General features: G+C 60.3%; 11 protein-coding genes and 1 pseudogene. 7 read left to right on the top strand and 5 right to left on the bottom strand.

The window, feature by feature from the left end; translation table 11 throughout:
• Window positions 1-207 precede the first annotated feature (207 nt).
• Window positions 208-414, top strand: a complete 207-nt coding sequence (locus XBLMG947_RS17880) for a hypothetical protein (RefSeq protein ID WP_065469944.1) — start codon at window positions 208-210, stop codon at window positions 412-414.
• Entirely contained in the window at window positions 401-1513 is a 1113-nt protein-coding gene (locus XBLMG947_RS17875; RefSeq protein WP_065469943.1) for a type II toxin-antitoxin system RelE/ParE family toxin, read from the top strand. Before XBLMG947_RS17880 ends, XBLMG947_RS17875 begins: the two co-directional genes overlap by 14 nt.
• A gap of 161 nt (window positions 1514-1674) precedes the next feature.
• Here the strand turns inward: XBLMG947_RS17875 and XBLMG947_RS17870 are convergent, their stop codons facing one another.
• Entirely contained in the window at window positions 1675-2235 is a 561-nt protein-coding gene (locus tag XBLMG947_RS17870; RefSeq protein WP_245228251.1) for a hypothetical protein, read from the bottom strand.
• Between the two features lie 627 nt (window positions 2236-2862).
• Window positions 2863-3723, bottom strand: a complete 861-nt coding sequence (locus XBLMG947_RS21925; RefSeq protein ID WP_083993226.1) for a DUF2971 domain-containing protein — start codon at window positions 3721-3723, stop codon at window positions 2863-2865.
• A gap of 281 nt (window positions 3724-4004) precedes the next feature.
• On the opposite strand from XBLMG947_RS21925, the gene XBLMG947_RS17860 reads away from it, so the two are divergent.
• Window positions 4005-5612: an alpha/beta hydrolase gene (locus tag XBLMG947_RS17860; protein WP_065469941.1), complete on the top strand. Its 1608-nt coding sequence runs from the start codon at window positions 4005-4007 to the stop codon at window positions 5610-5612.
• Window positions 5613-5988: 376 nt separating this feature from the next.
• Here the strand turns inward: XBLMG947_RS17860 and XBLMG947_RS17850 are convergent, their stop codons facing one another.
• Entirely contained in the window at window positions 5989-6390 is a 402-nt protein-coding gene (locus tag XBLMG947_RS17850; protein WP_065469939.1) for an antitoxin Xre/MbcA/ParS toxin-binding domain-containing protein, read from the bottom strand.
• Between the two features lie 231 nt (window positions 6391-6621).
• On the opposite strand from XBLMG947_RS17850, the gene XBLMG947_RS17845 reads away from it, so the two are divergent.
• Window positions 6622-7053: a hypothetical protein gene (locus XBLMG947_RS17845; RefSeq protein WP_181093309.1), complete on the top strand. Its 432-nt coding sequence runs from the start codon at window positions 6622-6624 to the stop codon at window positions 7051-7053.
• A gap of 48 nt (window positions 7054-7101) precedes the next feature.
• On the opposite strand, the pseudogene XBLMG947_RS17840 reads toward XBLMG947_RS17845, so the two are convergent.
• Window positions 7102-7776 (bottom strand): annotated as a pseudogene (locus XBLMG947_RS17840) (DUF2306 domain-containing protein); the annotation flags it as partial.
• 30 nt (window positions 7777-7806) lie between these two features.
• Window positions 7807-8709: a pseudouridine synthase gene (locus XBLMG947_RS17835; RefSeq protein WP_065469965.1), complete on the bottom strand. Its 903-nt coding sequence runs from the start codon at window positions 8707-8709 to the stop codon at window positions 7807-7809.
• 364 nt (window positions 8710-9073) lie between these two features.
• Between XBLMG947_RS17835 and XBLMG947_RS17830 the strand changes: the two genes are divergently transcribed.
• From XBLMG947_RS17830 to XBLMG947_RS21920, 3 genes are all read left to right on the top strand, one after another.
• The gene (locus XBLMG947_RS17830) at window positions 9074-10624 is read left to right on the top strand and encodes a choice-of-anchor Q domain-containing protein (RefSeq protein WP_181093306.1); all 1551 of its coding nucleotides are present in this window, start codon (window positions 9074-9076) and stop codon (window positions 10622-10624) included.
• A 478-nt stretch (window positions 10625-11102) separates the two neighbouring features.
• Window positions 11103-11939: a restriction endonuclease gene (locus tag XBLMG947_RS17825; RefSeq protein ID WP_065469936.1), complete on the top strand. Its 837-nt coding sequence runs from the start codon at window positions 11103-11105 to the stop codon at window positions 11937-11939.
• A 128-nt stretch (window positions 11940-12067) separates the two neighbouring features.
• Window positions 12068-13627, top strand: a complete 1560-nt coding sequence (locus XBLMG947_RS21920) for an ATP-dependent nuclease (RefSeq protein WP_083993224.1) — start codon at window positions 12068-12070, stop codon at window positions 13625-13627.
• The last annotated feature ends 42 nt before the right edge of the window (window positions 13628-13669 follow it).

The following is a 13669-nucleotide window of genomic DNA, read 5'->3' as shown; positions in this document are numbered from 1 at the left end:
CCAAGCGTCACTTTCTGCAGGCGGCAGCGGGGCCGCCGGTCGCCCGGCAACCGACCATGCAGCATGGCGATGTGCCACCGCGGCGGCTGCCGCGGATGCGCTGTCCGCCTGGCCGGTGAACGCCGCAAGCGCACGCCAGCGGCTGCCACACGCGAACAGGAGCTGCGCGGGTAGACTTGCGCGCAGTGCTCCCCCCACCGCAGTGCCATGTCCGCCATCAAGCACCACGCCCATACGCTGATCGACACGCTGCCCGAGACGGCCGAATGGGCCGACGTGGTCCGCGTCGTGGCCGATGCCAGCTTCCAGGCCGCGGTGCAGGACGGCATTGCCGCTGCAGATCAGGGCGCGGTGACGGCGCCGGCACAGGTGAGCGCACTGTTCGCCAGATGGGGCGTTGATGTTACGGCGTGACTGGACCGTCCCGGCCGCCACGCAGCTTGCACACGCCCAGGATCACTACCACGCACTCAACCCGACCATTGCCGCGGCGATGGCACGGCAGGTGCTGGAAGCCACCCGCACCCTGGCCGAGCAACCCGGCCGTGGTCACGCTGGCCGCGTGGCCGGCACCCGCGAGTGGGTGGTCAAGCAAACCCCGTACGTGTTGGTCTATCGCGTACGCGACGATGCCCTGCAGGTGCTGCACGTGCATCTGGCCCCCAGCGACTGGCTGCCCCGCAGCGAACCGCTGATCGAACGCATCGAACCGTGGATTGCCGCGCTGATCAGCGCGTTGCTGCACGTGCTGATGTTGCTGATCCTGCTGTCGGCCTCCACCCCCACCATGACTCCGCCGCAGGGCTCGGCCAGCGGTGGACGTATCAAGGTGGATTTCGTCGGCGACACCGATCAGCCGCAGCAACCCACGCCCTCCCCGACGCCCACACCGCCCTCGCAGACCCCCGCGCCGGTGCAGCCGCCACCGGCCGCCTCGCCGCTGCAATCCACACTGGTCCAGAACGCCAGGAACCCGGTGCCGCCGCAGGGCAACACCCGCCGCGGCAGCTTGACCGAGCAGCGCCGTACCCAACCGGTGCAGCGCCCCACCCCGCCGCAGCCACCGGCCGAACCGTCGTCGCCACCGCAGCGCCGCTCCGACACCTGGACCGGTCGCCCGCCGGGCATGCTCGAAGAGCCCGCCGACGGCGCCGAAGAAGGCATGGCCAACACGCCCACCATCAGCCAGGGCCGCCGCAACGACCGCAACAACGCTCAGCCCAGCCTGGATATCGGCGGCTTCCAGGTCTATTACGACGTGCGCAGCGAAACCCAGCTGCGCGCTTGGAAGGAACAGGGCATGCAGGAAATCGCCATCATCCTGCCCGGCACCCAGCAACGCATGGTCTGCCCGCTGGATGTCGCGCTCAAACGCGGTTCCAGCAAATGCCGCCTGCTGCCGCCGGACTCGCCGGAATTGAAGAACATCGGCGATGCCCGCGAGGTCATCAACATGATGGAGGTCTACCGCCAGGGCGAACCGGTGTGGCGCGGGCCGGGGCCGTATCGGTAATGCATGGACCTGTGTCTGTCACACAGGTCGGCAGGCAATCCCGCTGTTGTCCGGAAACCACCACCGAAATCGCGGTCACGTTGCGCATCGCGAGCACACTGCAACCGAACGCGCCGGCTATTTAATCAGCGCGTTCGGCAGCAATAAGCATCTCGCAGGGATCAGCGCCCTTGGTCTTTGCCCAACTGCGTGCCCAGTGTTCCATTGAACGGCGCCGGATTGCTGGTGACCAGACAGTTATAGGGTTTGTCGCTGTTGAGGACGAGCACCGACGACGTGGGGCCCTTGAAATTCAGCCCGATCGAAAACAGCACATAGGTGTTAGGCAAGGCGCTCGGTCGAAATGCGCCGAAGGCATACTCGCCAGACAAGCCCAACGGGGATAGCGGCACCGTCAGCATTAGCGGCTGTGTCGCGACAGGTGAGGGAAGCGACGAAGAGGCGCTCATGATCAGGGACTGCGCGTCGATGGAATACTTGGTGGTGACCACCATTCCCAGATATTTGGAACTAGCTGCCGCGACCTGCTTGCGACACGCCGCAATGTCTTCGGGCTTCTTGTCTTCCTGGCCGGTTTGCAGCGTGGCGAAAACATGGCTCAGCGTGACCGTTTCCTTCCCGGTGACCGGTGCTGCAATGGCAGCCTCCATACACAACGCGGCCACGACGAGTGAGAGGCCGCCTGCCACAATGGCACCGCGAGAGTTGGTTTTCTGTGTCATTTCGATCACTCCTTAGTGTGTGATGCAAGGTTCCGACAGCGGCTGTTCGCCTGCTGCCGCTTGCGCCTTGGATGGACAGTCGCAACGGCACCTGTGCATAACGCCACGCGGCAGATGATCGATTGCGTCCGATGACGACATGCGTGTGTGTGGGCAACGCCACACCTCCGCCACCTAGCCGGCCACGCTGCTTGGTGTACTCATCGTTGAAGACACATACCTCGCAAACCCGGCAAATCGTCTCAACGACGTCGTTGCGTGATGCAGTGTGGAGTTTGGACGCGAACACGGCTGATCACATAGCTTGAATTAGATGTTTGACCGTTATCAGCAAAGGCCGCCGCAGTGGTAGCAACAACGCCTAACCCCGAAATGGAGGTGGGCGGCCACTAGGCCCTTCCAGAAATTGAAAGACATCGTCAACACGCGCAACGCTATCAAAATGACGGAGACCCGCAAGCAAGGTGAGTCGATTTAGGATGGATTATGGGTCAGATTTTTAGGGCGTGACCATAAATTATTCATGATTGCCCTGGCAACCTTGGCAAAATTCGGATCCATTCGAGCACTCCTCTTAAATATTTAACTTTATCTAAATCATCATCCTGACTTACAACGGAACTCGCGTCATCGAATTTTTATTGCACTCTCTTTTACGTGTGCGGCCGGGGCAAAAGCATTTAAAGCTTCACGCACAGCGTCTTTGTCTGCGGCTGATATTTTTGGGCCAAGTATAATTTCCATTTCCTCAATAGCCTTATCAGAGATTGGAATGTCAATGTAAAGAGATTCTGGTGGATTTGAATGTCCAGCCCCTCTCTCCTGCATCATCTTGAGCACCGCATCTCTATATTTTGAAGGATCTTTGGCAAAAATTAACTTTGGCCCTTCGAACGCCATTAATACGTATCGGTACTCCTCTTGATCTTCCCATTCTCTGGATTTGATACGCGCAATATCAGAGGCACGTCCAAATAATGTTGTTGAAGTTGGATCGCCGCGAGAAAATTTAGAAGCTTCTGCTTCTGGATCATCCACGTAAGAAATTTCCCCTCCGAATTTCTCGGCATTCGCAGACGGATCCGGAACAAGTATGTGCCCATTTCCAAACAGTGTTTTTACCTCAAATGGCGCTTCTACAGCATGGATCATGAATCCATAGCTCTGCGGCACAGATCTCATGCTCCCGTTTGGATGCGTGAAAGATTTTGTTCCAAACCATTCCGTTATTGTTGACCACACAAATGGGGACTTTGAAAACCCAATCCGAACACCTCGACTCATATCACCGTAACGATGCCATAGACCCGAGTGCTCTTTACTCTTTAATGACCAAGAACTTACATAGAAAAATCGAGCGTCTATGTGTTTGCTAGCAAATGGCACCTCAGCCGCATCGTCTAAACAATCAGCACGAGTGAAGCGCAGCGTTTTATTTTTTAATATGAGCGGCAATGTACTTGCATTAGTATAGTGATAAACAATCATAGAAGCGCTTTAATTTTTTTAGAAGATATTGCTCGCAACTTTATCAGAAGTCTCTTTATGACCACAAAGAGACTAGTAACCGGCAAGTAAGAAATGATGGAATCGGTGCTAGCTTGTCAAAGCTGCAGTCGAGGAATTAGACAAGCAAGGCATCCTTAGGTACCTCAAGTCGGATGGGTAGAATTTCCTCTCACTTGAGGTCCAAAGGCACCCGAAAGTAGTTACAGTCTGCGCTAGGCCGTGTGCGCCTGCCCCATCCGGCTACGTTCCAAAGGATCCGCATGTCCCTGCACCCTCTCGCCCCTCGCATGAGTCTGGCCGTTGGCCTGCTGTGCGCCTGCGCCGCACATGCGGCCGCGCCGGTGGCCGCGCATCGTTTGCTGCGCGTCACCCTGGGCGGCGCCACCGACCAGCCCGCCTCCGGGCGCCTGCTGGTGTTCGCCACCCTGGCCAAGGACGCGCAGACGCAGGCCAAGGACGGCAAGGTGGAGAAGGTGGATACCAACCCGTTCCATCCCACCGCCACCGCGGTGGCCGCGCAGGAGGTCGCCGTGCTTGCGCCGGGGGCCAGCGTGCAGATCGATCTGGACAATATCGCCTACCCCAGCGGGTTTTCCGCGCTGCCGGCGGGCGCCTATCTGTTCCAGGCCGTGCTGGACCCGGACCACAGCTACGGCTACAGCGGCCGCGATGGCGGCGACCTGCTGAGCGCGGTGACGCCGGTCACCCTGGGCAAAGGCGCGGCGCTCCCGGCACTGACGCTCAGCACGCAGCTGCCTGTCTCGAACGACCCGTGGCAGGTGTCGCCCCGCGCGCCGCAGGCGGTGCGCGATGCGGTGCCAGACGCCAAACTGCACACCAGCGATGCCTCGATGGTGAGCCCGTCGCTGAGCGCGTTCTGGGGCCGGCCGGTCTCGCTGCGCGCACGCGTACTCACCCCACCCGGCTATGACGCCAAGGCGCGCACGCGCTACCCCACCGTCTATGTCACCCACGGCTTCGGCGGCAACTACAACCGCTTCGCCGGCAGCATTGCGTCCACCTGGAGCCTGATGGCGGCCAAGCAGATCCCGCCGATGATCTGGGTGTTCCTGGATCAGGCCACGCCCACCGGCACCCACGAGTTCGCCGACTCGGTCAACAACGGCCCGTGGGGCACCGCGCTCACCGAGGAGCTGATCCCGGCACTGGAGAAGCAGTACAGGATGGATGGCAAGGCCAGCGGCCGGTTCCTGACCGGGCACTCGTCCGGCGGCTGGGCCACGCTGTGGTTGCAGACGCGCTACCCCAGGCTGTTCGGCGGCACCTGGTCCACTTCGCCCGATTCCAGCGATTTCCACGACTTCACCGGCCCGGACTTGTATGCGCCCAATACCAACGTCTACCGGCGCCCGGACGGTAGCCAGTTCCCGCTGGTCCGCGATGGGGTCAAGGTGGTGGCCGAGCTGGAAACCTTCGCCAAGTTGGAACGCGTGCTCGGCCCGTACGGCGGCCAGCTCACGTCCTTCGAGTGGGTGTTTTCCCCGCGTGGCGCCGACGGCCGGCCGGTGCCGATGTTCGACCGCGACACCGGCAAGGTCGACCCGGCCGTGGTGGCCTACTGGCGCACCCACTACGACATTTCTGCGCGCGTGGCCGCGCAGTGGCCTACGCTCAAACCCGATCTGGACGGCAAGATCCACCTGATCGTGGGCACCGCCGACACGTTCTACCTGGATGGCGCAGCACGTAAATTCCAGGCGGTGCTGGACGGCCTGGGCGCCAAGAGCGACTTCCGCTATCTGGAAGGCCGTAGCCACTTCGACCTGTACAAGGAAGGCGACGACGGCAACGCCCTGATGAAGAAGATCGCCGCGGAAATGTACGCAGTGGCACGACCGAAGCAGTAAGTACGCCTTCGCACCGCCGAGTGGCGCCGCGGCGGTGCGCGCAGCTGTTTCGTGGGGCCGATGCACTCGATCGTCGGCGCCTGCGGTGCAACACCGCAGGCGCAGCAGCGCCATCGTGCAAGGCTGCTGCATACAGCAACTCCCCGGCGCATCGCACTGCCTGCTGCAATCCAGTGCCCAACGTGCTGTGCAAGACGCGCAAGATGCATGGCACTACGCAACGCGCACATCATCGCCTCGCCACTGAGAGCGGCTAACAACACGTAGCGAGCAATCGTCAGGTGGCTATGGACGACGCGCCTATCACCGGTCTGTGAGCCTGCACCGAGCACCGACCACGCCCGCCAGGCGTGAACGCAATCGTTTTGTCAGCGGCTCACGCCGAGCGCGTGGGCAGCTCCCACGCCACCTGCTGGCGCAACACCAGCAGCAACACCTTGAGGCTGCCGACACGGACCGACGCGGCGGGGGTCTGGCCGTCCAGCGCGGTCATCGGTTCGCGAAACCAGCGGATCAGCGCATCGTTATTGCCGCCGTGCAGCGCCCAGGCGTGGCAGACGATCTCGCCCAGCGCCTCGATTCCGGCACTGCCCAGCAACTTGAGATGCTCGGGACTGAAGTTGAACAGCGACAGCACCAGCTCGGCGTCGGCGGCCTTGCCATGATCGACAGCCATCTGCGCGCTATGCGCAGTGCTGTAGCTGGACGGTTGCGCACGCAGGGCTTCGGCCCGGCGCATGCCAATGAGCAGTGAATCAATCAGGTCGGCGCGTTCCACGGTGCAGTCCGGCAGTGTCCAGCGCGCACGCTAACGGTGTGGCTGACCGCGCTCAATCAGGAGTCTCCCGACAGCCGCTGCGTCAGTCAGCCGGTATTGCCATCGGCAGCCTTTAACAAACGGCTTGCTAGCATCTGGGCGCGTTGCTGGCGGCGCCGGGGGACCCGGGCCGCCGTTTCTGGAGTGCCATCTCATGAGGAGTCGCCGATGAACTGGACGTCCGCTGTTGCCCTGCTTGCCCTGTCCACCACCGCCGTGCCGGCGCTGGCCCAATCCGACCGGCAAGTCGCCGAAGACATGATTACCCGCTCGGCCAATGTCTGCCCCGGCCATAGCACCGAGCGCACCAGCCCCACCGTCAAGGCCGTGCCCGTGGGCGCGCTGCGCGTGATGCTGGAACGGGGCCTGGTGATGTGCCCCGACCGCCGTCTGGATGCTGCTGCGCCGGCGGTGTTCTACGGCCGCCCGGGCGTGTTCGCCTGGAACCCGGAAGTGCCGGCCGCCAAGACCGTGATCGTTCAACAGATCGGCGCGATGACCCGCAAGGACGACTACCCGGTCGAAACGCTGGTGTGGGACGCCACGGGCACCGCGCTCAAGCAGCAGACCGTGCCGATGTTCGAGCCCCGGCCCGGCGCGGCGGTGTTGTACAAGGTGCGTTGAGGCCCCACCGGCGCGGTGCGCCGGAACCGTTTCAGCCGGCATCCCGTGCGATGCCGGTACCGGCCGGGGCAGCACCCAGACGCGCGCCCTGGCCTCTGGCATCTGCACTACCGCTTGCAACGGCGTGTAGCAGCAACGGCACCGGCCAGCTGGCCCAGAGCAGCGTTGCAGTTGTGGCAGGCGACGGCGCCATGCCGGCCACAACCGCCGCGTAGAGCGCGATGCAAAACACGACCGGCGCCAGTGTTACCAGATACGCCCGCATCATCCAGCGGCGATGCCGACCGAGATGTCCGCGACGGATGGACACCAGGCCCAAGGCCGCCACCACGAGCCATGCCGCTTCCGTCGCCGCGAAGGCCACGCGGATCGCCATCGGCGCAGGCGAGGTAACGATCAACGCAGTGGCGCCAAACAGTGCCACTAGCATGCCGGCGAAATACGCACGCCCAACCCAGCGATGCACCCAGACCTGTTTGCGCCAGCGTTGCGTGGCGAACTGCAACGTGCCGAGCGCAATGCCCAGCGCACCGCCGCCAAGATGGCACCACAGCCAACCGCGGCGGGTGAGGAAATGCCATACGCTGGCGAGTCCAGTGCGGCATATTTCACGTACACGTGGCGCACAAATTCGGCGGCGGCGACAGCCAGCGCAAGCCACGACAATGCCCATGCCACGCGGGCAATCGACTTTCCGGCAGATACCTCGCCACCATCGCGCATCGGATCAAGGTGCACGCCCCACTCCTTCGGTCAGTCTGCTCTCATGTGCATCGGCCCAACAGTCGCGGTGAACTCCCTCGGCTCCCCGCTAATCGGATCATCGAATGCCAGCGCGTGTGCGAACAATTGCAGCGGGCGTTCCGGGTCATCGGGCCGCTGGGCTTCCAGGTCGGGATAAAAACGATCGTGCAGGATCGGCGCGCCGAGCGCGGCCATATGCACGCGCAACTGGTGCTTGCGCCCGCTGACCGGCTCCAGCCGGTACGTCCAGCTGTCCGCGTTGCGTGCGACCACCTCGATCACCGTCTCGCTGTTCGGTTCGCCCATTGCCTCGCGCATGCGGAAGAACGGCTCGCCCGGCTCCAGCCGGCTGCGGTGCACATACGGAAACCTCAGCCCTGTGAGTGGCGGTGCGACCGCGAGATAGTGCTTGCGGATGCGCCGCTCGCGAAACAAGGCCTGATAGAGACCGCGCGTGGCCGGGTTCGCCGAGAACAGTACCAGCCCCGCGGTCTCGCGATCGATGCGGTGCAATGGCACCAGCGCGGAGTTCTCCAGCCGCTGCACCAGTCGCGTCAGCAGCGTTTCGCGCACGTACGCACCGGCGGGTGCGACCGGCAGGAAGTGCGGCTTGCAGGCGACGACCAGTTCCGCGTCGGCGTGCACCACTGTCTCGACATAGGGAATGACCGGCTCGTTACAGACCTCGCGGAAATAGCGAATTTCCGCGCCCACGCGATAGGGCGCCGATAGCGCCAAGGCGCGGTCGTTGGCGTCACGCACCAGGCCGCGTGTAAAGCGGTCGCGCCAACGCTCGGCCGCGATCGCCGGAAAACACGCGCACAGTGCATCGAAGACCGAGACCCACGGACCGGCAGGCAACTGGAAGCGGCTGGCCGGCGTGCCATCGTGCATGCGGGGTGCGTGAGGTATCACCAATAGCGCAACACAATCGAGAAGTCTGCATGGTAACGCGCGATGCCGCGACGCATTGCCCACAGCGTCGTGATCGCATGCAGCAGTGCAACATCGTGTGTGCTGCCCTCGCAAGGGTCCGCCTGCACGAAGCGATGTGCGCTCGCGCGATGGCGCCACATCGACGCATGGTGTTCTGGAGGCTACGTTCGAACACCGACGCGTGCGATCGCGCACCATGCAACGCCCTGATAACAGCAGCGCGGCTCGTAGCAAATGTGTCATCGAGACCGTTGACCTAGCGCGCTGACAGCGCGCCTTTCCCCCGATCCCTTTCTCAAGCAGGAACATCACCATGCGTTCAACACTTCACGTCACCGCTGTGACGGCAGGACTTCTTGCCCTCGTCACCACCAGTGCGGCCATCGCCGCCGTGCCATCGGTGGCGCAATGCGGCACGCCTCAGCCCTGGGTGCATTCCAACGCCGGTGTGGTCGTCGGCAACGGCACCGCGGCCAGTTGTACCGCCAGCGCACTCGCCACTGCGGTAGCGCAAGGCGGCTATGTCACCTTCAATTGCGGTACGGGTGCGACCAGCATCGCCGTCAACCAGACCATCAATGTCAGCTCCAGCACGCCGACGGTGATCGATGGCCAGGGCAAGATCACCCTGGACGGCCGCCAGGCCGTGCGCATCTTCCAGGTGCACAACGGCAACGCGCTATCGGTGCGCAACCTCACGCTGCAGAATGGCAGTTCCGTGCAGCCGACATCCAACACCCAGTACGCGCCCGGCACCTGGGGTGGCGGCGCGATCAATGTCAACTACCGCGGCAAGCTGGAAGTGATCAACACCCAGTTCGTGGGCAACCGCAGCAGCATCGGTGGTGGCGCCATCTTTGCCGGCAGCGATACCGACGTGACCATCGTCAAAAGCTCCTTCTCCAAGAACACCTCGTGGTTGGGCGGTGCCCTCTACACGCAGCTCAGCCGCCTGACCATCGTCAACTCGGAGTTCGTCGGCAACCAGGCCATCAATGCGCCGGCCGGCTTCCCGGATGCCGACCAGTTCGGCAACAGCGGTGCGATCGACACCGACGGCGCCACGCTCGCCGGCTACCTCAACGCGGCGGCCGGCGGCGCCACGCTCTCGGTCTGCGGCGCTGTGGTAAGCAACAACACGGCAGCCAACAGCGGCGGCGGCGCGACGCTGTGGGCCTATGCGCCCGACACCATCGACGTGCGCTATTCGACCTTTGCCAACAACATCGCCTACGGCGGCCCGGCCGGCGGCGCGCGCATCAGCCTTGGCTTCGGCGATACCACGCACTCCGGCACCACCATCACCACGCCGGGCATCATCAACGTCGAAGAAACCAGCTTCATTTCCAACCGCGCCGAAAAGAGCAACGCCGGCGCCTTGTATATGGACTGCTACGGCCCGTCCTGCAACGTCAGCAACAGCACCTTCTACGGCAACTACGCAAAGGGTGTGGGCGCTGCAATCCAGCATGTGGGTTGGCAGCCGTCCAATGGCGACCAGGGCAAGACCACGGTGCACTTCAACAATGTGACCTTCGCCGAGAACACCCCCGGGTCTACGTTGTTCGGTAGCGGCTTCGATATCCGCAACAGCATCCTGTACTCCAAGACCGAGCGGACCTTCTGCAGCGACCAGAGCAGCACCGGCAATAACCTGATCGAATACTCGGCGGCAGGCGGGTTGCGCTACAGTTGCATCACCTCCGGCCTCGCACGCGCAACCGATCCGCTGCTGGCTGCACCGGCTTCCAACGGCGGCCCCACGCTCACCCAGTTGCCCGCGGCCAACAGCCCGGTGCGCAATCTCGGCAACACCTGCCGCAACATCGACCAGCGTGGCGTTGCCCGCAGCACCGCCGTTTGCGACGTGGGCGCGGTGGAAATCAAGTAAGTCGACCTGCGCGTCCTCGTCGACTGGCGCGGGGACGCGCATTGCGTGACCGGGCAGGCTAGCCCGCTCGGTCGCGCCATCAAGCGCTAGTCGCATCGCCGTGCACCGCCGCCTCTCCACAGATCGGCTGTGGCCACGAAGGTCTCGGGCACGGGATGGGCGGTGGCCCACGCTGCGCAAAAGCATGCGCACTTCGTTGGCGAACATGACTTCCGTACCTGGGAACCGATGAGCGGTTTCCAGAACGCCTGTGACGCTTGCGACTCACTCATCCGTTAACGCCGACCGGCTCGCGGATACCAACGCAACCAGCAGCGAGATGCGCGAGCGGACTCAAGCATTGGCGTTTGCGTAAGCCTGTTGCATTGAGGCCCCTCATCTCCGCCATCTGATGGGCTGCAGATCGCAACCAGATCCTTAGCTTGCTGACAACGCGCGTTTCAGCGGGTATGTTCGAACCTGGGATGGGGGTTCTTGCATGGGACGCAGAAAGAAACAGAGCGGGTTTGAAACATTGGCCGCGTTGCCGTGGCCGCTCGGACTCATTGCGGGAATCGTTGCGTATCTTGGGGTGCGCTACGGCATCGGCTGGTGGTTCTCCCAGCACGGCGGGATGCTGTCGCAAGGGATAGCCCAGCAATCGAATGGAATGTTCGCGCCATGGGCGTGGATGCTGCTCGGCATCTGCTGGCTGGCCGCGCTGTGTTCCTATCTGGGCGTACGCCGGCGGCGACGCTTTCTGGAAACACGCACCACCCTGGAGAGTCTGGCAGCCGGTGGCTGGCGCCAGTTCGAACAGTTGGTGGGCGAAGCGTTTCGTCGCCAGGGCTACAGCGTCGAAGAGACCGGATTAGGCGGCGCAGACGGCGGCATCGATCTGATCCTGCGCAAAGACGGCCGCCGCACGCTGGTGCAATGCAAGCAATGGAAGCGCCAACAGGTCGGCGTCAGCGTCGTGCGCGAAATGTTCGGCCTGCTCGCCCATCACCAGGCGCATGCAGTGAAGATCGCTTGCATCGGCAGCTACACGAAGGACGCAGAGCGATTTGCTGAGGGCAAACCGATTGAGTTGATTGGTGGCGAGCGGCTGCTGGAAATGATTAGAACGGTGCAACTACACGCCGCATCGCAACCGGCACCACAAGCAGCACGCGTCGAACCCGTCTTTGCTGCCACGGAGTCCACTGCCTCTGCGGCTATCCCCGCCCCCGGCTGCCCGCGCTGCGGCAGCGCGCTTGTGCAGAGAAGGAACCGGCGCACCGGCGAGCACTTCCTAGGCTGCGTCCAGTTCCCGAAGTGCAGAGGAACTTCGTAAGTAAATCTGACTCCGTTTTGTCCGTTTTACACCAATTCCACTGGAAATTTGACTGTTAGCAGATTTGAATTTGAAAAGCCGCCAATGGGTCTTTTTTTGTAATTTATTTCGAACAATCAGGGGGATATATGAAGTACAGAGAGAGCAAGATAGATAAAGACTTGAGGTCATGGTTTTCAAACGATTTATCGAAGGCATTACTGCGAGGAATACATCTTAATAAAGGCTCTCTTAGAGGAGTAAATAACCTGTCCCTCAGCTTTGACTACCCGATAGTTGCTTTTGCTGGTGTAAATGGCGCAGGAAAATCAACAATATTAGCGATGGCATGTTGTGCTTTTCATAATTCCCCTAAAGGCTTTTCTCTTCCCAGGAGAAAAGTCAATTATTATACATTCTCTGACTTTTTCATACAGCACGCCCAAGAGGTTGCTCCTCAAGGAATTGAAATTCTATATAACATAGCATACGACAAGTGGGCAAAAACTCAACGAATGCCAGATGGCAAGGGTATCGGCGCTCAGTCCCGAAAAAAAGCGAAAGGCGGAAAATGGAATGATTATCATAAGAGAGTTGACAGAAATGTCTTATTTCTTGGAATTGAAAGAATAGTTCCTCACAGCGAAAGAAGTCAGTCCAGGTCATACTCAAGGGTTTTTAAAGATGTTGCAAAAAAGGGGTGGGAGGACAAGGTCGCTGAATCGGTTGGATATATTCTTAGCAAGAAATACGATGACTTTCGTTATTTGGAGCATTCACGTTATAGTTTACCTGTAGTACGCTGCGCGGGAGTTACCTACTCCGGCTTTAATATGGGTGCCGGAGAGAATGCTTTATTTGAAATTTTCTCAAACATATACGCTGCGGGCGAGGGAGCACTTTTTGTACTGGACGAAATAGAGCTTGGCTTACATTCCCGAGCTCAGAAATTGTTTATGCGTAAATTGAAGGAAGTTTGCAAAGAAACCTCTACACAGATTATCTGCACTACGCATTCAAGAAACGTTTTCGAGAGCTTACCTGACGACGCAAGATTTTTCGTGGAAAGCGTTGCGGGCAAGACTAAAGTCACACAGGGTATTTCGCCTGAGTTTGCTTTTAGGAAAATGGGCGATGAAGCAAGAGCTGAACTATATGTAATGGTAGAGGACGATGTTGCACGCTCATTAGTCCTCGAAGCTCTCTCTAGTGCTTTAAGGGCACGCGTTGAAGTTTTAATAGTTGGATCAGCCGCTGCAATTTCAAGGCAAATTGCAGCGGCACGAATTAGAGAGGATCAGCGGGAATATTTAGCAGTATTCGATGGTGATCAATCAGAAAAGATCAGAGATAATCTTGGCGTCGCGAGACGCATGTTTGAAGTGCCATTAAACAATCTTGATACTTGGTTTTCTGATAGAGTTTGCTATCTTCCCGGGGAAGCGTGGCCTGAAGTATGGATGTTGCAGAAAGCGAAACAAGTTTCCGATAAAATCGGAGCTTCACTATCTATAGATCAGGAAGAAGTTTCAGACTTGATGGAGTACGGCCTTCAGGCAGGAAAGCACAACGAATTTCATGAAATATCTAGTCACGTTGGACTGCCACGCGAGAAAGTTATGGATAAAATTGCAGCAGTAATATGCCGCGAATTTCAAGAGGATTTTAGAGACATCTTAACTTGTATAGAAAAGCGCCTGGTATTGTAAAGAATCGGCTAAATAGCATCGTAACGGGATCTGGTTCTTAGC

It is taken from the genome of Xanthomonas bromi (genome assembly GCF_900092025.1).
In the GTDB taxonomy this organism is placed as follows: domain Bacteria; phylum Pseudomonadota; class Gammaproteobacteria; order Xanthomonadales; family Xanthomonadaceae; genus Xanthomonas; species Xanthomonas bromi.
The sequence above is the reverse complement of the archived record's forward strand: the minus strand, read 5'-3'. Positions and strand labels throughout refer to the sequence as shown.

Excerpts from the sequence above, each read along its gene's own strand:
- XBLMG947_RS17860 (WP_065469941.1), top strand. The coding sequence starts at position 4,005 with ATGTCCCTGCACCCTCTCGCCCCTCGCATGAGTCTGGCCGTTGGCCTG.
- XBLMG947_RS21925 (WP_083993226.1), bottom strand. The coding sequence starts at position 3,723 with ATGATTGTTTATCACTATACTAATGCAAGTACATTGCCGCTCATATTA.
- XBLMG947_RS17870 (WP_245228251.1), bottom strand. The coding sequence starts at position 2,235 with ATGACACAGAAAACCAACTCTCGCGGTGCCATTGTGGCAGGCGGCCTC.
- XBLMG947_RS21920 (WP_083993224.1), top strand. The coding sequence starts at position 12,068 with ATGAAGTACAGAGAGAGCAAGATAGATAAAGACTTGAGGTCATGGTTT.
- XBLMG947_RS17825 (WP_065469936.1), top strand. The coding sequence starts at position 11,103 with ATGGGACGCAGAAAGAAACAGAGCGGGTTTGAAACATTGGCCGCGTTG.
- XBLMG947_RS17880 (WP_065469944.1), top strand. The coding sequence starts at position 208 with ATGTCCGCCATCAAGCACCACGCCCATACGCTGATCGACACGCTGCCC.
- XBLMG947_RS17875 (WP_065469943.1), top strand. The coding sequence starts at position 401 with ATGTTACGGCGTGACTGGACCGTCCCGGCCGCCACGCAGCTTGCACAC.